This is a genomic window from Streptomyces sp. 4F14, assembly GCF_048159485.1.
Taxonomy (GTDB): Bacteria; Actinomycetota; Actinomycetes; order Streptomycetales; family Streptomycetaceae; genus Streptomyces.
The window spans coordinates 23221-42243 of the sequence record NZ_JBLRVY010000003.1; the positions used below are offsets into that span (position 1 = coordinate 23221).

At 71.1% G+C, this 19023-nt stretch carries 16 protein-coding genes; 9 read left to right on the top strand and 7 right to left on the bottom strand.

Going from position 1 to position 19023, the window contains the following annotated elements:
- Positions 1–143 precede the first annotated feature (143 nt).
- From ACLZOT_RS04850 to ACLZOT_RS04860, 3 genes are all read right to left on the bottom strand, one after another.
- Positions 144–542, bottom strand: coding sequence for an ATP-binding protein (locus ACLZOT_RS04850; RefSeq protein WP_416967450.1), 399 nt, complete (start codon positions 540–542; stop codon positions 144–146).
- A 96-nt stretch (positions 543–638) separates the two neighbouring features.
- Entirely contained in the window at positions 639–1430 is a 792-nt protein-coding gene (locus ACLZOT_RS04855; RefSeq protein ID WP_416967451.1) for a helix-turn-helix domain-containing protein, read from the bottom strand.
- A 498-nt stretch (positions 1431–1928) separates the two neighbouring features.
- Entirely contained in the window at positions 1929–2705 is a 777-nt protein-coding gene (locus tag ACLZOT_RS04860; RefSeq protein WP_416967452.1) for a hypothetical protein, read from the bottom strand.
- 950 nt (positions 2706–3655) lie between these two features.
- Here ACLZOT_RS04860 and rimO point away from each other — a divergent pair.
- The 6 genes from rimO (at position 3656) to ACLZOT_RS04890 (ending at position 8136) form a co-directional block, all read left to right on the top strand.
- Complete coding sequence (gene rimO / locus ACLZOT_RS04865) at positions 3656–5128, top strand: 30S ribosomal protein S12 methylthiotransferase RimO (RefSeq protein WP_416967453.1); 1473 nt, start codon at positions 3656–3658, stop codon at positions 5126–5128.
- Positions 5129–5475: 347 nt separating this feature from the next.
- Positions 5476–6210: a CDP-diacylglycerol--glycerol-3-phosphate 3-phosphatidyltransferase gene (gene pgsA, locus ACLZOT_RS04870; protein WP_416967852.1), complete on the top strand. Its 735-nt coding sequence runs from the start codon at positions 5476–5478 to the stop codon at positions 6208–6210.
- Positions 6207–6752, top strand: coding sequence for a CinA family protein (locus ACLZOT_RS04875; protein ID WP_416967454.1), 546 nt, complete (start codon positions 6207–6209; stop codon positions 6750–6752). Before pgsA ends, ACLZOT_RS04875 begins: the two co-directional genes overlap by 4 nt.
- Positions 6753–6861: 109 nt before the next feature.
- Positions 6862–7242 carry a helix-turn-helix domain-containing protein gene (locus ACLZOT_RS04880; RefSeq protein ID WP_010360617.1) on the top strand — a complete coding sequence of 127 codons (381 nt, stop codon included), beginning with the start codon at positions 6862–6864 and terminating at the stop codon, positions 7240–7242.
- A 184-nt stretch (positions 7243–7426) separates the two neighbouring features.
- Complete coding sequence (locus ACLZOT_RS04885; protein ID WP_416967455.1) at positions 7427–7897, top strand: Dps family protein; 471 nt, start codon at positions 7427–7429, stop codon at positions 7895–7897.
- Between the two features lie 11 nt (positions 7898–7908).
- Positions 7909–8136, top strand: coding sequence for a hypothetical protein (locus tag ACLZOT_RS04890; RefSeq protein WP_416967456.1), 228 nt, complete (start codon positions 7909–7911; stop codon positions 8134–8136).
- A gap of 77 nt (positions 8137–8213) precedes the next feature.
- On the opposite strand, the gene ACLZOT_RS04895 is transcribed toward ACLZOT_RS04890, so the two are convergent.
- The 4 genes from ACLZOT_RS04895 to ACLZOT_RS04910 form a co-directional block, all read right to left on the bottom strand.
- On the bottom strand, positions 8214–8966 hold the full coding sequence (locus tag ACLZOT_RS04895) for an SDR family NAD(P)-dependent oxidoreductase (RefSeq protein ID WP_416967457.1): 753 nt from the start codon (positions 8964–8966) through the stop codon (positions 8214–8216).
- A gap of 32 nt (positions 8967–8998) precedes the next feature.
- Positions 8999–9781 (bottom strand): Fpg/Nei family DNA glycosylase, encoded by a 783-nt coding sequence (locus ACLZOT_RS04900; protein ID WP_416967458.1) that lies wholly within the window; start codon positions 9779–9781, stop codon positions 8999–9001.
- 73 nt (positions 9782–9854) lie between these two features.
- Positions 9855–14801, bottom strand: coding sequence for an ATP-dependent helicase (locus tag ACLZOT_RS04905; RefSeq protein ID WP_416967459.1), 4947 nt, complete (start codon positions 14799–14801; stop codon positions 9855–9857).
- Between the two features lie 67 nt (positions 14802–14868).
- Positions 14869–15813 carry a hypothetical protein gene (locus tag ACLZOT_RS04910; protein ID WP_416967460.1) on the bottom strand — a complete coding sequence of 315 codons (945 nt, stop codon included), beginning with the start codon at positions 15811–15813 and terminating at the stop codon, positions 14869–14871.
- Between the two features lie 79 nt (positions 15814–15892).
- On the opposite strand from ACLZOT_RS04910, the gene ACLZOT_RS04915 reads away from it, so the two are divergent.
- The 3 genes from ACLZOT_RS04915 (at position 15893) to recA (ending at position 19022) form a co-directional block, all read left to right on the top strand.
- The gene (locus ACLZOT_RS04915) at positions 15893–16087 is read left to right on the top strand and encodes a DUF3046 domain-containing protein (RefSeq protein ID WP_416967461.1); all 195 of its coding nucleotides are present in this window, start codon (positions 15893–15895) and stop codon (positions 16085–16087) included.
- A 60-nt stretch (positions 16088–16147) separates the two neighbouring features.
- Complete coding sequence (locus tag ACLZOT_RS04920; protein ID WP_416967462.1) at positions 16148–17386, top strand: AI-2E family transporter; 1239 nt, start codon at positions 16148–16150, stop codon at positions 17384–17386.
- Positions 17387–17885: 499 nt separating this feature from the next.
- Positions 17886–19022, top strand: coding sequence for a recombinase RecA (gene recA / locus ACLZOT_RS04925; RefSeq protein WP_416967463.1), 1137 nt, complete (start codon positions 17886–17888; stop codon positions 19020–19022).
- Position 19023: the final 1 nt, after the last annotated feature.

The window sequence follows — 19023 nt, forward strand, 5'->3', positions numbered from 1 at the left end:
GGGCCCTAGACGGAATGGGCGGGAGCCGCCGCCCCGAATGAACGCCGACCACGTAGAACTTGGACAGCCGCCGAGGTACGCCGCGAGGGCTCACCCACCTCTCCCCGGGCGGCGAGTGGGGAGCACGGCGACGCGGCGATTCCTCACGCACCGCTCCGGGGCAGCTCAGCCCAGACACGGCGCCCGTTGGACCCACCCTTGACGCCCCAGTCCTTGGCGCAGGCCGCGACCATCATCAGCCCCCGGCCGGTCTCCTCTGCGGGGCCGGTGACCTTGCGCTGAAGCGGTTCCTCGTCGCCGCCCTGGTCCACCACCTCGATGCGGATCAGGTCGTCGTCGAAGTGAACGATCACGATGAACCAGCCTCGGTACCAGCCGCTCCGGGTGTGACGCACGGCGTTCGCCGCCAGTTCGCCGACGACGATCACGGCGTCGTTGACCAGAGCTTCGTTCTCGTCCCCGAGCAGGGCGCCTACGAAGTGACGGGCTTCCGCTACCTGCCAGGCCAGGCCGGGGAAGGCCCGGTGCCACATTTTGGGCATGGGAACACTCCTTCGTGTCTAGGGGGCTAGACGTCGCGAGGAGCAGAGTATTCCCGTGCGCGGTCAATAGGCCAGGCATCTTGAGGAATTATTCCTCTAACGAGTGGTGTGGGACTCCAGTTCCCGAAACTCCGCCATGATGCGGATCAGCAGCTCGCGCGCCTCGATGCCGAAGACGGCAGCGGCTTCGAAGCGGGTGAAGGTTTCCTCGTACGTGGTGACGTCGGCGGGGTCGTCGAGGAGCTGTTCGCCCCGGAAGGTTTCGACGACCACGGCCTTTTGGTCGCACAGGGTGAAGCCGTGGCGGGGCATCACGGGTACCGCCCGACGCCACGGGATGACGCCGATTCGAGCTGTGCTCAGGCTGTCGACGGTCAGGAGGCGGTCGAACTGGGCGAGCATCAGCGAGGGGTCACCGGGCCAGGTGCGCAGGACGCCTTCCGTCAGCACGAACACCGAATCGCGGCCCGGTTCGTACAGGAGGCTTTGCCGTTCCACGCGGTCGGCGACGGCGCGGCCGACGGTTTCGGGGGTGGCGTTCGGGGCGCTCTCAAAGACGTGGCGGGAGTAGCCGGCGCTTTGGAGGAGGGCGGGGAGGACGAGGCACTGGAACGAGCGGACCAGGCGGGCGGACCGTACGGCGTTGTCGAGGACGGTCCCGGTGAGGGCTTCGGAGGTGGGTACGTCGGGGGCGTCCGACGCGGCTTCCACGACGGCCAGGAGGTCACGCACCTCACGCGTGGTCGACTCGTCGAGGTCGAGGGCGAGAGACAGGCGGCTCAGAACGCCGAGGCTGGGGACCATCCGGCCGGTCTCGACCTTGGACACGGTCGGCTGACCTACCCCGGCCCGTTGCGCCAGCACGGCACCCGTCAGACCAGCCTCCATGCGAAGGCCCCGGAGGCGTGCCCCGAGTTCCTTCATCCGTTGTTGTCGCTCACTGCCCATACTCAGGGTTCTACACCACGGGTCAGTCGAAGCAGGGTCTGATCACCAACGACGGCCAACCACCCCAGACGCCCCCAGAGGATCACCTGTTACAGGTTTCTCTACCTCATCAAGCACCCGTCGTCGCTTCGCTCCTCCGGGCGGGCGCGGGCCGCCGTCTGCGCCCGCGCTCCTGTCTACGCCCCGCTCGGCACAGCCGACGGCCCCCGCCCGCCCAATTGGCAGGGACGTCGTGCATGAGGTCAGAGAAGGGGTACGTCGTGGCTGGGGCGGTCGGCTCTACGGCTTTAGGCAGCCACTTTGGGGCGAGCCTCTAAGATCATGGCCCCAACGTCGTGCTTTACGGGCAGGTCCACTGACTGCCCGACTCGCCGGAAGCTTACGGGGCCATGATCACTCGCCCCAAAGCAGCTCCAGCCCAAAGCCGCTCCACCGACCTCAGTCGTTTTCCTTTCCCTTGCTGAATGCACTCATGAAATCAAGGAGAGAGGCGCGACCGTCCGCTTCGAACAGGGGATACTGAGGGAAGTGTAGGTGGTTGGCCTCAACGCTCGGCGATCCATAAAGAGCTTGGACATTCATTCCATGCAACTCAAGGATCAGTGTATTAATCTCCAGATCCATACACTCCGAGAGTGACACATGGTCCGGATCGGGGAAGTTGTCCTTGAAAATCTTGTTATATTTTGGCTGGAAGTAGCGAATGAGCCCCGCTTCCGCAATGGCTACCCCCTCGTGACCATTGAAATGCTGATTATCAATGACTCGCCGGTGGACTCGGATCATGTGATCTTTATCTTCTTCGGCGCTGACAGTTCCGTTGTCGGTGGGGTGCATGGTTGACATCGTCGCAACGTCTGTGATCGCGCAGAGCGAGAGCCAGATTTCACGGTCGGGGCGCTGTTCAGAGTAAATCCGCTGCAGAGTTTCATGCTTTCGGAGTCTATCGAATGCCTGTCTCTCTCCAGCCTTGCCGAATGCCTGACCAACATAAAGAACCTCGTGAGTGCGCCACAGCGGCTCAGTACCCAAGTGGGCCAGAAGGACGTAGGCGCTCCCTGAGATGAGCCTCTCCCCGCTTTCCTTATCTACTAGAGAGAAATCCTCGTATGGGTACTCGCTAACCCAAGATATGGGGCCATATCCGTCTGGCCGCTCATACCCCATGCGGAAATCAATCGAGGTGAAGGTCCCCTCGTTCTGCTTTCTGGCCACTCCGGATATCGTGCCACCTTCGATGGTGACGCTATCCGGGGGAATCGAGATTCGGGGAAGCTGACTGACGACATAGATGTGACAGGGGGGATCTCTGGGGATATCTGCCTTCTCCAGATCCCGCTGTCTACCGAGAACCATTGGCGACACAACCAGCGTCAGCCCAATCTCAGTGCCGTATTTTCGCAAGTTCCCCCCGGTCTACTTTTCGGCTGCTGCTGGATCTTACTTGCAACCGATCGGCCCCGTACGAGGTTCGCCAGATGGGACGTCCTGCTCGCTGGGGACTGCGGCCCGCACCCGGGACCGCGCAAGGGTCTGTGCCACCACTGCCCCTCCTTGCGGAGCTGTTGTCCCCCCTCTCAACACGTGAGCGCTCTTCCGGGCCGTCCTCGGGCCCTGGAGGGGCGTCTAAGGATGACCAACATCGACAACTGCTGACAGCTGGGTAGCGGATCAGGGCATTGATCGTTTAGGTGGGCCGCAGATCGCAGCCGCCGATGATCAGTTGTGGTTGTACTGAGCTAAGCCCGCAGGTAAACATGTGTCGAGCGGGCTACGCCGCAGCACTCAATCTGCTCGATAAATCGTGAGACGGCGTGGCTAAGACTGGTGGGGGTGCGGCGAGGCACACGCGCGCCTGATCAGTCATCGCACCCGACATCGTGGCTGGCTGTCGTTGGCTGAGGCGCACACAGGCCGCAGTCGAGCGCTCAAGGGATGTCGGCTGTCTGGCCAGGCTCGAACAAGTTGCCCCTTCACGCCAGGTCAATGCCCCACCCAACCAGCCAAGAAGCCCCCACCCTTGCGTGACCAACTGCGTGACAACGCCCCCAGCCCCCAGCAGACCCCCACACCCGCCGGCGCACCACATCCCCAGGCCACAGCCACCCCCACCCCCATCCGAGCGGGCGCCAAGGTTGCCGGTGGGACAAAGTAGTCTTGAGCCCATGCCTGAACGCCGTACCGTCGCACTCGTCACCCTTGGCTGCGCCCGTAACGAGGTGGACTCGGAGGAGCTCGCAGGCCGTTTGGAGGCGGACGGCTGGCAGCTCGTGGAGTCTGCTGATGAAGCGGATGTTGCCGTTGTCAACACCTGTGGGTTCGTGGAGGCCGCCAAGAAGGACTCCGTGGATGCCCTGCTGGAGGCCAACGATCTCAAGGGGCATGGCAGAACGCAGGCCGTCGTGGCGGTGGGCTGCATGGCCGAGCGGTACGGCAAGGAGCTCGCCGAGGCGCTGCCCGAGGCCGACGGGGTGCTCGGGTTCGATGACTACGCGGATATTTCCGACCGCCTCCAGACCATCCTGAACGGCGGCATCCACGCCTCGCACACCCCGCGTGACCGGCGCAAGCTGCTGCCGATCAGCCCCGCGGAGCGCCAGGAGTCGGCCGCCGGAGTGGCCCTGCCGGGGCACGCGCCCGTGGACCTCCCCGAGGGCCTCGCGCCCGCCTCCGGCCCGCGCGCGCCTCTGCGGCGCCGGCTCGACGGGGCGCCGGTGGCCTCCGTCAAGCTCGCGTCCGGGTGCGACCGGCGGTGCTCCTTCTGTGCCATCCCGTCCTTCCGGGGCTCCTTCATCTCGCGCCGGCCCTCCGACGTCCTCAATGAGACGCGGTGGCTGGCCGAGCAGGGCGTCAAGGAGGTCATGCTGGTCTCCGAGAACAACACGTCGTACGGCAAGGACCTGGGCGACATCCGCCTGCTGGAGTCGCTGCTGCCGGAGCTGGCCGAGGTCGAGGGCCTGGAGCGGGTGCGGGTCAGCTACCTCCAGCCCGCCGAGATGCGGCCCGGCCTCATCGACGTACTGACCTCGACGCCCAAGGTCGTGCCGTACTTCGACCTCTCCTTCCAGCACTCCGCGCCGGACGTCCTGCGCGCGATGCGGCGCTTCGGGGACACCGACCGGTTCCTCGAACTGCTCGACACCATCCGGAGCAAGGCGCCCCAGGCGGGCGTGCGCTCCAACTTCATCGTCGGCTTCCCCGGCGAGTCCGAGCACGACCTCGCCGAGCTGGAGCGGTTCCTGACGGGCGCGCGGCTGGATGCGATCGGCGTCTTCGGGTACTCCGACGAGGACGGCACCGAGGCCGCGACGTACGAGAACAAGCTCCCCGAGGACCTCGTCGCCGAGCGCCTCGCGCGCGTGTCCCGGCTCGCCGAGGAACTCGTCTCCCAGCGCGCGGAGGAGCGCGTCGGGGAGAGCGTCCGGGTCCTTGTGGAGTCGGTCGACGAGGTGGAGGGTGTCTACGGCCGTGCGGCGCACCAGGCGCCAGAGACGGACGGTCAGGTGCTCCTCACGAGCGGCGAGGGCCTGGAGGTCGGTCGTATGGTCGAGGCGAAGGTGGTCGGCACGGAAGGCGTCGACCTCGTGGCCGAGCCGCTGGAGCGCTCGAACGGGTGGAGTGAGGAGACAGGCAGATGACGGGTGTTCCGGCGTCGGCCGCGGGCGGCTCCTCGCGGGGCGTGGTTCCGGGCGCGGCGGCGACGGGGGGTTCGTTGTCTTCGGCCGCCGGTGAGGGCGGGGTCTCCTCGGGGGCCGCGGTCTCCGGCGAGCTGCCGGTTTCCTCCGGGGTCGCCGGAGGGCCCGAGGTCTCCGGTGGGGTCGGGGCGGCCGGTGTGTCTCCGCGGGCCGGTGGGCCGGCTGTGGCTTCCGGGGCGGCGGGGAGCACCGGTGGGCGGGGGACCTTCGCGGTCGCCGCCTCGGGCGAGCCGTCCGGAGGGGCTGCTTCGCGGGCCGCGGGGGGCGAGGGCGGCTCCGGTGACGCGGCCGTGCGGGCGGGCCGGGAGGCCGGCGGGGCATCTGGCGCGGACGGTGCCGGGGGCGTCGTAGGTGTCGGCTCTCCAGTCGTGGGCGCCGGTTCTCACGAGGGCGCGCGTGCCCCGCGCGGGGCGAAGATCGTGGCCGCCGCTGTCAACCAGGCGAGTGTCTGGAACGTCGCCAATCTGCTGACGATGCTGCGGCTGATCCTCGTACCCGGATTCGTCGCGCTGATGCTCGCCGACGGTGGGTACGACCCGGCGTGGCGCTCGCTCGCGTGGGCCGCGTTCGCCGTCGCGATGATCACCGACCTGTTCGACGGGCACATCGCGCGCACGTACGACCTCGTGACCGACTTCGGGAAGATCGCCGATCCCATCGCCGACAAGGCGATCATGGGCGCGGCGCTGATCTGTCTGTCCGCCCTCGGCGATCTGCCGTGGTGGGTGACGATCGTGATCCTCGGCCGGGAACTCGGAGTGACGCTCCTTCGTTTCTGGGTCATCCGGTACGGAGTGATCCCCGCGAGCCGCGGGGGGAAGATGAAGACGCTCACCCAGGGCGTGGCCGTCGGTATGTACGTCCTGGCGCTGACGGGGTGGCTGGCCACTCTGAGGTTCTGGGTGATGGCTGGGGCGGTCGTCCTGACCGTCGTGACGGGGCTGGACTACGTAAGACAGGCCATTGTGCTGCGGCGCGAGGGAATCGCCGCCCGCAAGGCCGCGCTGGAGGAGACGGAAGCGTGAGTTCCACGGCCACTGACGTGGTGCGACTACTGACGGTGAGGGGTGAGGTGCTGGCCGTCGCCGAGTCGCTGACCGGTGGCCTGGTCGCGGCGGAGCTCACCTCGGTCCCGGGAGCGTCGAAGGCGTTCCGGGGGTCGGTGACGGCGTACGCGACCGAGGTGAAGCGCGCGGTGCTGGGGGTCGACGCGGAGCTGCTGGCCGCCCGGGGTGCGGTGGATCCGCAGGTCGCGGCCCAGATGGCGGCCGGCGTCCGCAAGGCGCTCGGCGCCGACTGGGGCATCGCGACGACCGGCGTCGCGGGCCCCGACCCGCAGGACGGACAGCCCGTGGGGACCGTCTTCGTCGCGGTGGACGGGCCGTTCGGCCCTGGTTCCGGTTCCGCCTCTGGCGGAAAAGTGAAGGCCCTGCGGTTGAACGGCAGCCGTGCGGAAATTCGTAGAGAGAGTGTACGGAGCGTACTCGCACTGCTCCTCCAGGAGCTTACGGGCGAACAGACCGGGAATGAGCGGGCACAGGATACGGAACAGAACGGGGGGTTTTGATGTTTGCAGCCCTGAGTGAACACGACATCGCTCCCCGCACGGCCGCAGCGCTAGGCGGTACGGTGGGGCGAGAAGGATGCGGCTACGCGGTCCGAGGAGGGAGCCACCGATGATTCTGCTCCGTCGCCTGCTGGGTGACGTGCTGCGTCGGCAGCGCCAGCGCCAGGGCCGTACTCTGCGCGAAGTCTCCTCGTCCGCCCGAGTATCGCTCGGCTATCTCTCCGAGGTGGAGCGGGGGCAGAAGGAGGCATCCTCCGAACTGCTGTCCGCCATCTGCGACGCGCTGGACGTACGGATGTCCGAACTCATGCGGGAAGTGAGCGACGAACTCGCTCTCGCCGAGCTGGCCCAGTCCGCTGCGGCCACCCCCAGTCAGCCCGTGCCGGCACCGGTGCGTCCGATGCTGGGTTCCGTTTCGGTGGCCGGTGTGCCTCCGGAGCGGGTGACCATCAAGGCGCCCGCCGAGGCGGTGGACGTGGTCGCCGCCTGAGGGTGGTGGCCGCCGCGCTGTCGCGGGAGAAGTGATCGTGTGAAGCCCCGGCCGGAGTGTTCCGGCCGGGGCTTTCGCGTGCCCGTGTGCGGTTCCGTTTGCCGGGTACCCGGGGTGCGGGCATCGTGAGAGAGCCCGTGCGAGAACCCTGAGAGAGCCCGCTCCCCGTACCGGAGGTTGACGGATGTACGTCGTGAAGAGCCCGCTGTCCGACGCCGATCTGCGGACCGTCGGAGGCGCCCTGCAAGGGGCCCTCGTCGATCTGATCGACCTCTCGCTGGTCGCCAAACAGGTCCACTGGAACGTCGTGGGGCCGCGCTTCCGGTCCGTCCACCTCCAGCTCGACGAGGTCGTCGACGTCGCGCGGCTGCACTCCGACACGGTCGCCGAGCGGGCCTCCGCGCTCGGCGTGTCGCCGGACGGGCGGGCGGCCACGGTCGCCGCCGGCAGCGGAATCGGGGGCGTGGCCGAGGGCTGGGTGAAGGACACCGACGCGGTGGGGGCGCTGGTCGATGCGCTGGGGGCGGTCATCACTCGTATGAGGGAACGTGTGGAGGTTACGGGTGACGCGGATCCCGTGAGCCAGGACATTTTCATCGGGATCACCGCGGATCTGGAGAAGCATCACTGGATGTTCCAGGCCGAGAACGTGTAGGGGGCCGTGTGGTGGGGTGGATAGCCCGGGTGGTGCTCGGGGCGGTGTGGTGGTGGGGCGCGGTGCGGCTCGCGGTCGCGCCGGGGGCGGGGGTGGTGGAGGGGGCTGTCGTGGCCGGGGGGTGGGGGCTGAGTCTGCTGCCGGTGCACTGTGTGCCGCGGGCGGGGGCGGTGGGGGCGGTTGCTGTGGGGCGGTGGCGGGAGGCTTGGCGGGGTGTGCGTGGTGGTGACGGGGGGTGAGGGCGAGGGCGTTGGGCAGGAGGGTGGGGTGTGATTATCGGATGTGGTGATTTACGCCGCAGGCCGGGCGGCCGGCGTCACCACGGCATCGCGACGCCCCCGTTGGGCCTGAGGATCTGCCCCGTCATGAACGCCGACGCGTCCGAGGCCAGGTACAGGACGGCGTGAGCGATGTCCTCCGCCTCACCCACCCGCTTGAGCGGCGCGAGACGGGCCATGGACGCCTCCGTACGGGCCTGGGCCGTGGCGTCCGGGCGATCGGTCATCGGCGTGCGGATCCAGCCCGGAGCGACCGCGTTGACGCGGATGCCGTGCGGGCCGGCCTCGGTCGCGAGCGTCTTCGTCAGCTGGACGACGGCGGCCTTGGTGACGCCGTAGCAGAGCAGCCCGGCGCCCCCGGTGTCGACGGCGCCGGACGCCATCGTGACGATGCTGCCGCCCGAGCCCTGTCCGATCATCCGGCCGGCGGCCTCCTGGCAGGCGTACAGCACGCCCTTGAAGTTGACGTCCCACACCCGGTCCAGGTCCTCGTCGCGGGTCTCCAGGACCGTACTGCTGTGCATGATCCCGGCGACGGCCGCCAGCACGTCCAGGCGCTCGCAGGAGGCGATGGCCGCGTGGAGCTGGGCGCGGTCGGTGACGTCGAGGTGGTGGGTGCGTACGTCCTTGGCGAGCGTCGCCGTCTCCTCCAGGCCGCGCGCGTCCCGGTCCGCCGCGTGCACGGTCGCTCCCGCCTGCGCGAGGAGGAGCGCGCAGGCGCGGCCGATGCCGCTCGCGGCTCCGGTGACGAACGCGGTGCGCCCGGTGAGGTCGTACGCCTTCACGGCCATTCGCCGACCGTACGAGGAAATCTGACGGTCCGTCAATTGTGCGGGCCCTTCTGGCAGCTCGGGCACCAGTACGTGGGGCGGTCGGCCTGGTCGGCGAGGCGGACGGGTGTGCCGCAGCGCAGGCAGGGGCGGCCCGCGCGGCCGTACACGAACAGGTCCTGGCCGGGGCGGCCCGTCGTCGTGCGGACCGGGCGGGCGCGGTTGGCCGTCAGGAGGCGGTGGGCGAGGGTCGGGAGTCTGGCGGCGCGGTCGGGCGGGAGCGCGCCGACGGGGAGCCAGGGGGTGGCGCCGGTCAGGAAGCAGAGCTCGCTCTTGTAGATGTTGCCGATCCCGGCGAGGTTGCGCTGGTCGAGCAGGGCCTCGCCGAGGGGGCGGGACGGGTCCGCGAGGAGGTTCGCCAGGGCGCGGACGGCGTCCCAGTCCGGGCCCAGGAGGTCGGGGCCGAGGTGGCCGACGAGGCTGTCCTCGTGCTCGGTGCGGATCAGGTTCAGCACGGTCAGGCGGTAGCCGACGGCCGTGCGGTCCGCCGTGCCCAGGACCGCCCTGATCTGGTGTCCGGGGCCGCCCGTCCAGCGCGCGCCCTCGGTGTACACCTTCCAGGCGCCCTCCATGCGCAGGTGCGAGTGGAGGGTGAGGCCGCCCTCGATCCTCGTGAGGAGGTGCTTGCCGCGCGGGGTGACGTCCAGGACGGTCCGGCCCGTGAGATCGACCGTCGCGTACTTGGGGACGCGGAGGTCGGAGCGGGTCAGAGGGGTGCCGGAGAGGGCCGTGTGGAGGCGTTGTGCGGTCTGCCAGACGGTGTCGCCTTCGGGCATGGGGGCGCTTTCGGGGGTTTCGCGGGTTTCGGGGGTGAGAGTGCTGGGGCGCGTCGGGTGGGTGGGCGTGCCGTCATGCGCGCAGGCGCAGGCCGCGTGGGGTCGCGATGAAACCCGCTCCTTCCAGGAGGGTGCCGAAAGGGGACGTCAGGGCCTGGGCGCCGTTGATCCGCTCCACGGTGACCGTCCCCAGCGAGCCCGCGCGGGCGGCCTCGGCGAGCGCCTGCGCCGCCTCGCGCAGCCGGGGGTCGTCCGTCGGCGTGTCGTCCGGTGCGCTCGGCCACGCCAGCAGCGTCTTCCCGCCGCGCTCCATGTACAGCGCCAGCTCCCCGCCGACCAGCACCACCAAGGACCCCGCCTTCCGCCCCGGCTTGTGCCCCGCGCCGGTGGGCGGCTCGGGCCACGACAGAGCGGCACCGTACGCGTTCGCCGGATCGGCCGCCGCCAGGACGACGGCTCGGGAGGGCGGTGTACGACGGTGAGGGCGCCCTTGCGCGTACGGCGGGGCCGAGCGCCGGGGGCCCTGGGGAGCGCCGGCGCCGGCGTCGGGGGAGGCGAAGTCGAGGGCGTCGGCGGGGGCGGGGGTGCTCCAGTCGAGGTCGGGGAAGCCGGGGGCGTACGGGGTGGTGTGGTCCGGCGTCGCGTGGTCCGGGTCCGCGGGGTGGCCGTACGGCGTCTCGTGGCCCGGCGTCGGGGCGTCGTCCGGGGTCGGCCTGATGCCGCGGGTGGCGCTCGCCGGGAAGCCGTAGTCGGCCGGGGTCGCCGGGGGAGGGAGGGACTCGTCGCGGTCGCGGGCGTTCGCCACCGCGCGCAGGCGGTCGACGGCGCCGTCCATGGCGAACTGGGCGGCGCCGAGGCCCTCCACGACGTACCCCCGGCGGGCCTGGCCGCTGTCCTCGAAGGCCGACAGCACGCGGTACGTCGCGGAGAAGCCGCCCTCGACGCCCTCGGCGGCGACCGCGCCGCGCGTCACCACGCCGTGCCGGTCGAGGAGGGTGCGGGCCAGCGCGTGCGCGCGGACCGTCGGATCGCCCTCGGCGGCCGGGAGGAGGGACCAGCGGCCGGCCACGGTCGGCGGGCCTCCGCGCGAGGCGGGACGGGCGGCGGCGGTCAGGGAGCCGTAGCGCCCGCGCGGGACCGCACGCCGCGCGCGATGGGCCGTCGAGCCCGCCGTACGGCCCGAGCCGAGCAGCGCGCGCATCGGGGTGAGCGTGTCGTTGGTGAGGCGGCCGGACCAGGCGAGGTCCCAGAGGGCGTCCGCGAGCTGCGGGTCGGTGACGTCCGGGTGGGTGGTCGCGCGGACCTGGTCGGCGATCTGGCGGAAGAACAGGCCGTAGCCGCCGGACAGGACCGTGAGGACCGATTCGTGCAGGGCCGTCGGCTCCAGGGGGTGCGGCGGGGGCAGCAGCAGCGGGGCCGCGTCCGCCAGGTAGAGGGAGATCCAGCCGTCCTTGCCGGGGAGCGAGCCCGCGCCCGCCCAGACGATCTCCCCGGCGGCGGTCAGTTCGTCGAGCATCGCCGGGGAGTAGTCCCGCACGCGCGAGGGCAGGACCAGCTTCTCCAGCGCCGAGGCGGGTACGGAGGCCCCCTGGAGCTGCTCGACCGCGCGCACCAGGCCGTCGGTGCCCCGCAGGGCGTGGCTCGCGCCCACGTGCTGCCACTGGGGCAGGAACTGGGCGAGCGCGGCCGGCGGGACCGGCTCCAGCTCCTGGCGCAGCGCCGCGAGGGAGCGGCGGCGCAGACGGCGCAGGACCGTCGCGTCGCACCACTCCTGGCCGATGCCCGCCGGATGGAACTCCCCCTGGACGACGCGTCCGCTCGCCGCCAGCCGCTGGAGCGCACCGTCCGTGACGGCCGTGCCGAGGCCGAAGCGGGCCGCTGCCGCGGCGGACGTGAACGGGCCGTGCGTGCGCGCGTGGCGGGCCAGGAGGTCGCCCAGGGGGTCCTTGACGGGCTCGGTGAACGCCTCCGGGACACCGACCGGCAGGGCCGTGCCCAGGGCGTCGCGCAGGCGACCCGCGTCCTCGATCGCCGCCCAGTGCCCGACGCCCGCGACGCGCACCCGGATCGCGCGGCGCGCTGCGGCCAGCTCCTGCGCCCAGCGCGGGTCGGCGCCACGCCGCGCGAGATCCGCGTCGGTGAGCGGGCCGAGGACACGCAGCGCGTCGGCGACCCCCTCGGCGTCCCTCAGGCGCCGCTCCTCGGTCAGCCACTGGAGCTCGCGCTCCAGCTCGGCCAGCACCTCGGCGTCCAGCAGCTCGCGCAGCTCCGCCTGGCCGAGCAGCTCCGCCAGCAGCCGCGAGTCCAGGGACAGCGCGGCCGCGCGACGCTCGGCGAGGGGCGAGTCCCCCTCGTACAGAAACTGGGCGACGTAACCGAACAGCAGACTGCGCGCGAAGGGGGACGGCTCCGGGGTGGTGACCTCGACCAGGCGCACCTTTCGGGACTCCAGGTCGCCCATCAGCTCGACGAGCCCGGGGACGTCGAACACGTCCTGGAGGCACTCGCGGACCGCTTCCAGGACGATCGGGAACGACCCGAACTCGCTCGCCACCTGGAGCAGTTGCGCCGCGCGCTGACGCTGCTGCCACAGCGGGGTGCGCCGGCCGGGGTTGCGGCGCGGCAGCAGCAGAGCGCGGGCCGCGCACTCCCGGAACCGGGACGCGAACAGCGCCGACCCGCCGACCTGGTCGGTGACGACCTGGTCGACCTCGCCCTTGTCGAAGACGACGTCCTGCGCGCCCACGGGCGCCTGGTCGGCGTCGTATTCGGTGCCCGCCTTCGACGGCTCCCGGTCGAGGAGGTCCAGGCCCATCAGATCGGCGTCCGGCAGGCGCAGGACGATGCCGTCGTCCGCGTGCATCACCTGCGCGTCCATGCCGTACCGCTCGGCGAGCCGGGCCCCCAGGGCGAGCGCCCACGGGGCGTGCACCTGGGCGCCGAACGGGGAGTGGACGACCACGCGCCAGTCGCCCAGCTCGTCCCGGAAGCGCTCCACGACGATCGTCCGGTCGTCCGGGACATGGCCGCATGCCTCGCGCTGTTCGGCGAGGTACGACAGGACGTTGTCGGCGGCCCACGCGTCCAGGCCCGCCGCGAGCAGGCGCAGCCGGGCGTCCTCCCGCGACAGCGCGCCGACCTCGCGCAGGAACGCGCCCACCGCGCGCCCCAGTTCGAGCGGGCGGCCCAGCTGGTCGCCCTTCCAGAACGGCAGCCGGCCCGGCACGCCGGGGGCGGGGGAGACCAGGACGCGGTCGCGGGTGATGTCCTCGATGCGCCAGGAGCTCGTACCGAGCGTGAAGACGTCGCCCACGCGCGACTCGTAGACCATCTCCTCGTCCAGCTCGCCGACCCGGCCGCCGCCCTTCTTCGGGTCGGAGCCCGCCAGGAAGACGCCGAACAGGCCGCGGTCGGGGATCGTGCCGCCCGAGGTGACGGCGAGGCGCTGGGCGCCCGGCCTGCCCGTGATCGTCCCCGCCACGCGGTCCCACACCACGCGCGGGCGCAGCTCCGCGAACGCGTCCGACGGGTAGCGGCCGGCCAGCATGTCCAGGGTCGCCGTGAACGCCGACTCCGGGAGCGACGCGAAAGGGGCCGCGCGGCGGACGGCCGCCAGCAGGTCGTCGAACTGCCAGGTGTCCATCGACACCATCGCGACCACCTGCTGCGCCAGGACGTCCAGCGGGTTGGCGGGCACCCGCAGGGACTCGATGGCGCCCTCGCGCATGCGCTCGGTGACCACCGCCGCCTGCACCAGGTCGCCCCGGTACTTCGGGAAGACCACGCCCGTCGACACCGCGCCCACCTGGTGCCCCGCGCGGCCCACGCGCTGGAGGCCGGAAGCCACCGACGGCGGGGACTCCACCTGGACCACCAGGTCCACCGCACCCATGTCGATGCCCAGTTCGAGGCTGGACGTCGCGACCACCGCGGGCAGCCGGCCCGCCTTCAGGTCCTCCTCGACCAGCGCGCGCTGCTCCTTGGAGACCGAGCCGTGGTGCGCCCGCGCGATGACCGGCGGGGCGCCCTGGGCCGCGCCCGAACCGCCCATCAGCTCGGCCGGCGCGTGATGCTCAGTCAGTGGCTCGCCCGTCGCCCGCTCGTAGGCGATCTCGTTCAGCCGGTTGCACAGGCGCTCCGCGAGGCGCCGCGAGTTCGCGAACACGATCGTCGAGCGGTGCGCCTGCACGAGGTCCGCGATCCGCTCCTCCACATGCGGCCAGATGGAGGGGCGCTCTGCCTTGGCGTCGTCCACCGGGGAGCTGCCCAGCTCGCCCAGGTCCTCCACCGGGACGACCACCGAGAGGTCGAACTCCTTCGCCGACCCCGGCTGGACGATCTCGGCCTTCCCGCGCGGGGCGAGATAACGGGCGATCTCGTCCACCGGGCGGACCGTCGCCGACAGGCCGATCCTGCGGGCCGGCCTCGGGAGCAGGGCGTCCAGCCGCTCCAGGGTCAGCGCCAGATGCGCGCCGCGCTTCGTGCCCGCCACCGCGTGGACCTCGTCCACGATCACCGTCTCCACGCCCGTCAGCGCGTCGCGCGCCGCCGACGTCAGCATCAGGAACAGGGACTCCGGGGTCGTGATCAGGATGTCCGGGGGGCGGGTCGCCAGGGCCCGGCGCTCCGCGGGCGGGGTGTCGCCCGAGCGGATGCCGACCTTGACCTCCGGCTCGGGCAGGCCGAGCCGTACGGATTCCTGGCGGATGCCGGTCAGAGGGCTGCGGAGGTTGCGCTCCACGTCCACGGCGAGCGCCTTCAGCGGGGAGACGTACAGCACCCGGCAGCGCTTCCTCGGGTCCGCCGGCGGGGGCGTGGACGCCAGGCCGTCCAGCGCCGCCAGGAACGCGGCCAGGGTCTTGCCCGAGCCCGTCGGGGCGACCACCAGCACGTCCGAACCCTCCCGGATGGCCCGCCACGCGCCCGCCTGGGCCGCGGTGGGCGCCGAGAACGCCCCCGTGAACCAGCCGCGGGTCGCGGGGGAGAAGCCGTCCAGGGCTCGGTGTGCGGAACTGACCATGCGTCCATCCTGCACCTCGCCACTGACAAACGCGCTGACCTGGGGATTCGAGGCTGCGAGGCGGGGTTCAGGCGAGGGGGCGGCCGTACGACCTCAGGGTGCGCAGGGCCTCGATCGTCGCCATCGAGCGGGCCTCCAGGGCCGCTGAGGGGGTCCAGGGCGGCCGGCGGGTCGGCCAGCCGCCGTCGGGCCGCTGGTCGGCCGCCAGGAGGTCCAGGGAACGGGCCATCTCGGCGTCGGTGAACCACGCGCGCGCGAGGGAGTGCGGGGAGGGGGCGAAGTCGTGGGGGAAGTGGTGCTCGGCGGGCGCGTGGCCGTCGGCCGCGGGGGAGTGCTCCGGGCGGTCCGGGGACAGGACGGCCAGGTGCTGGTCGCGCACCAGGCGGCCCAGCCGGTCGGCGGCGGCCTGCGCGCGGGCGCGGTCGGGGACGGAGTCCAGGAAGGTGACGGCGGCCCGCACCTCGTACGGATGCGGGGTCCGCAGGGACTCCAGCGCGTGCCAGCAGAAGTCGGTGGCCCGGAACAGCCAGGCGTGCCACACGTCGTTGCGGTGCAGGAGGCCCGTGACGGGGCCGGTGGTCAGCAGCTCGCCGGTCGGGGCGTCCGCGATCGGCGCGGACGGCGCGGCCGGGTAGCCGCGCTGGGCGGGCAGGACCGCCGGGAGGGCGCCGTCGGCGGTCGAGACCGACGTCAGGTGGCGGCACAGCTGCTCCACCCGCCGTCCGCCGCAGCGCCCCAGCGCGTCCAGGACGCGCAGCGCGTACACCGCGTGCGCGGGCTGGCCCACGGGCCCGCGCAGATCGGGCTCCAGGGCGTGGCCGTACCCGCCGTCCGCGGTGCGGTAGGCGTCGAGCGCGGTCTCCGCGAGGTCGGCGGAGGCGGCCAGGAAGTGGTGGGCGAAGAGACGCTGCTCCAGCACGCGCGCGTTGAGCCAGACGAAGCGCTCCGCGCGCGCGAGCGGGGAGCGCGCCGAGGGCGTCTGGGGCAGAGGGGAGGCTCCTGGTTCGGGCATGTCGCCGACCGTAGGGCGGAGAACGGCGTCCGGGGGGACGTACGGCCAGGGTGTACCCGAGGGGCGGGATACTGGGGGCATGCGGTTGACGGTCTTCTGGGAGCGGATGGCGGAGCACTTCGGTACGGGGTACTCCGAGACCTTCGCGCGCGATCACGTGATGACGGAGCTGGGCGGGCGGACGGTGCACGAGGCGCTGACCGACGGCTGGGAGGCGAAGGACGTCTGGCGGGTGGTGTGCGCGGTGATGAACGTTCCGCACGAGAAGCGGTGATCCGCGGCGGAGATCGCGGGCGGGTGCCGGAATGTCGGTGGCGTGGGCGAGACTTGGGGCGTGGCACCGACTGAGGAGACCGGGCAGCTCGCCCCGCAGACATCGTCGTCCGGCGCGGCGGCGCCGCCGTCCGGAGCACCGCCGGCCGACAGCGGCCCCGCGCGCGGGGAGCGCATGCCGCGGTGGCTGCCGCGCGCGATGGTGCTCGCGCTGGCGCTCGTCGGCGTGTTCCAGCTGGGCACGTGGGCGTTCCACGAACTGCTCGGGCTGCTGATCAACATCCTCATCGCGTTCTTCCTGGCGCTCGCCGTCGAACCCGCGGTGAGCTGGATGGCGTCCTACGGGATGCGGCGGGGCCTCGCGACGTTCCTGGTCTTCTTCGGGCTGCTGATCGCCGTCGCCGGGTTCATCACGCTCCTCGGGTCGATGCTCGCCGGGCAGATCGTCAAGATGGTCGACGGGTTCCCCGAGTACCTGGACTCCGTCATCCACTGGATCAACACCTCGTTCCACACCGAGCTGAAACGGGTCGACATCCAGGAAGGGCTGCTGCACTCCGAGTGGCTCAAGAAGTACGCGCAGAACAGTGCCGCCGGGGTGCTCGACGTGTCCGCGCAGGTCCTCGGCGGGCTCTTCCAGCTGCTGACCATCGCCCTGTTCTCGTTCTACTTCGCCGCCGACGGGCCGCGGCTGCGGCGGGGGCTGTGCTCCGTGCTGCCGCCCGCCAAGCAGGCCGAGGTGCTGCGCGCGTGGGAGATCGCCGTCGACAAGACCGGGGGGTACCTGTACTCGCGCGGGCTGATGGCGCTGATCTCCGGGATCGCGCACTACATCCTGCTCCAGGTCCTCGGCATCCCCTACGCGCCCGTGCTGGGGCTGTGGGTCGGTGTCGTCTCGCAGTTCATCCCGACGCTCGGGACGTATCTCGCGGGGGCGCTGCCCATGCTGATCGCGTTCACCGTCGATCCCTGGTACGCGCTGTGGGTGCTGGTGTTCGTCGTGGTCTACCAGCAGTTCGAGAACTATGTGCTGCAGCCGAAGCTGACGTCCCGGACCGTGGACATCCATCCCGCCGTCGCCTTCGGGTCCGTCATCGCCGGTACGGCGCTGCTGGGGGCTGTGGGTGCGCTGATCTCCATTCCCGCGGTCGCGACGCTTCAGGCGTTCCTGGGGGCGTACGTGAAGCGGTACGACGTGACCGACGATCCTCGGGTGCAGGGGCGGATTAGGCGGGAGGAGCCCCGGGAACGGGGGCGGGTGCAGGGCGTGTGGGCGCGTGTGCGGGGTGGACGGGGGTAGGGCTTCTCGGCTGCCCCGCCGTGGGGGATGCCTGGCGGGGGAGTGGGTCGGTGCCGAGCCGGGGGGTGTCCGTCTTCGGGCCGGCGGTGCTGTTTCTTGAGGGGTGAAGGGTGTTGGCGCCGGCCGCTGCGGGCGGACACCCCCCGGCCCGCCCTCTTTCCGCCGTCGGCGGCTTTCCCCCGGCAGGGGGTTCTGTTGTTTCCGGGGGCGTCGTGGCGGTTGTGTGTCTGCCGGTGCGGAGTGGGGCCATCGGTGTGGAGGGTCGGGGTCGTACGCTCGGAGAGCCGTGTGGTGCGCTTGACACGAAAATCGAACATCCATTCTGATGGGGGTTCCGGCGGAGCCTTCGGCGGGGATTTCTGGGGTTGTTTTGCCCGAGTTTGGGTGTGTAAGTGGCCTAGTTATCCACAGGCTGGACCGGCGTCGAGGCGCGTTGTCAGTGGCAGGCGTTAGCGTCTTTGACGTGAAGCGATCGACTCAAGCAAACCGGGTGGAACCCATGGCAGGCACGGACCGCGAGAAGGCGTTGGACGCCGCGCTCGCACAGATTGAACGGCAGTTCGGCAAGGGCGCGGTCATGCGCATGGGCGAGCGGCCGAACGAACCCATCGAGGTCATCTCCACGGGATCGACCGCGCTGGACGTCGCGCTCGGCGTCGGCGGTATCCCGCGTGGTCGTGTGGTGGAGGTGTACGGGCCGGAGTCCTCCGGCAAGACGACCCTGACCCTGCACGCCGTGGCCAACGCACAGCGGGCCGGCGGTCAGGTGGCCTTCGTGGACGCGGAGCACGCCCTCGACCCCGAGTACGCGCGCAAGCTCGGCGTCGACGTCGACAACCTGATCCTCTCCCAGCCCGACAACGGCGAACAGGCCCTGGAGATCGTGGACATGCTGGTCCGCTCCGGTGCCCTCGACCTGATCGTCATCGACTCCGTCGCCGCGCTCGTGCCGCGTGCGGAGATCGAGGGCGAGATGGGTGACAGCCACGTCGGCCTCCAGGCCCGGCTGATGAGCCAGGCGCTGCGGAAGATCACCAGCGCGCTCAACCAGTCCAAGACCACCGCCATCTTCATCAACCAGCTCCGCGAGAAGATCGGCGTGATGTTCGGCTCCCCGGAGACCACGACCGGTGGCCGCGCGCTGAAGTTCTACGCCTCGGTGCGGATGGACATCCGCCGGATCGAGACCCTGAAGGACGGCACCGAGGCGGTCGGCAACCGCACCCGCGTCAAGGTCGTCAAGAACAAGGTCGCGCCGCCCTTCAAGCAGGCCGAGTTCGACATCCTCTACGGTCAGGGCATCAGCCGCGAGGGCGGCCTGATCGACATGGGCGTGGAGCACGGCTTCGTCCGCAAGGCCGGCGCCTGGTACACGTACGAGGGCGACCAGCTCGGCCAGGGCAAGGAGAACGCCCGTAACTTCCTGAAGGACAACCCCGACCTCGCCGACGAGATCGAGAAGAAGATCAAGGACAAGCTGGGCGTCGGAGTCCGCCCGGAGGCGGGCGCGGCCGAGCCGGCGGCGGACGCCGCGGTGCCCGCCACCGCGACCGGCGGCGCGGACGACGCCGCCAAGACGGTCCCCGCTCCCGCCGCCAAGGCCGCCAAGACCAAGGCCGCGGCCGCCAAGAGCTGAT

Coding starts and splice junctions, on each gene's coding strand:
- ACLZOT_RS04850 (WP_416967450.1), bottom strand. CDS start 542: ATGCCCAAAATGTGGCACCGGGCCTTCCCCGGCCTGGCCTGGCAGGTA.
- ACLZOT_RS04855 (WP_416967451.1), bottom strand. CDS start 1,430: ATGGAGGCTGGTCTGACGGGTGCCGTGCTGGCGCAACGGGCCGGGGTA.
- rimO (WP_416967453.1), top strand. CDS start 3,656: ATGCCTGAACGCCGTACCGTCGCACTCGTCACCCTTGGCTGCGCCCGT.
- ACLZOT_RS04880 (WP_010360617.1), top strand. CDS start 6,862: ATGATTCTGCTCCGTCGCCTGCTGGGTGACGTGCTGCGTCGGCAGCGC.
- ACLZOT_RS04885 (WP_416967455.1), top strand. CDS start 7,427: ATGTACGTCGTGAAGAGCCCGCTGTCCGACGCCGATCTGCGGACCGTC.
- ACLZOT_RS04895 (WP_416967457.1), bottom strand. CDS start 8,966: ATGGCCGTGAAGGCGTACGACCTCACCGGGCGCACCGCGTTCGTCACC.
- ACLZOT_RS04900 (WP_416967458.1), bottom strand. CDS start 9,781: ATGCCCGAAGGCGACACCGTCTGGCAGACCGCACAACGCCTCCACACG.
- ACLZOT_RS04905 (WP_416967459.1), bottom strand. CDS start 14,801: ATGGTCAGTTCCGCACACCGAGCCCTGGACGGCTTCTCCCCCGCGACC.
- ACLZOT_RS04910 (WP_416967460.1), bottom strand. CDS start 15,813: ATGCCCGAACCAGGAGCCTCCCCTCTGCCCCAGACGCCCTCGGCGCGC.
- ACLZOT_RS04915 (WP_416967461.1), top strand. CDS start 15,893: ATGCGGTTGACGGTCTTCTGGGAGCGGATGGCGGAGCACTTCGGTACG.
- recA (WP_416967463.1), top strand. CDS start 17,886: ATGGCAGGCACGGACCGCGAGAAGGCGTTGGACGCCGCGCTCGCACAG.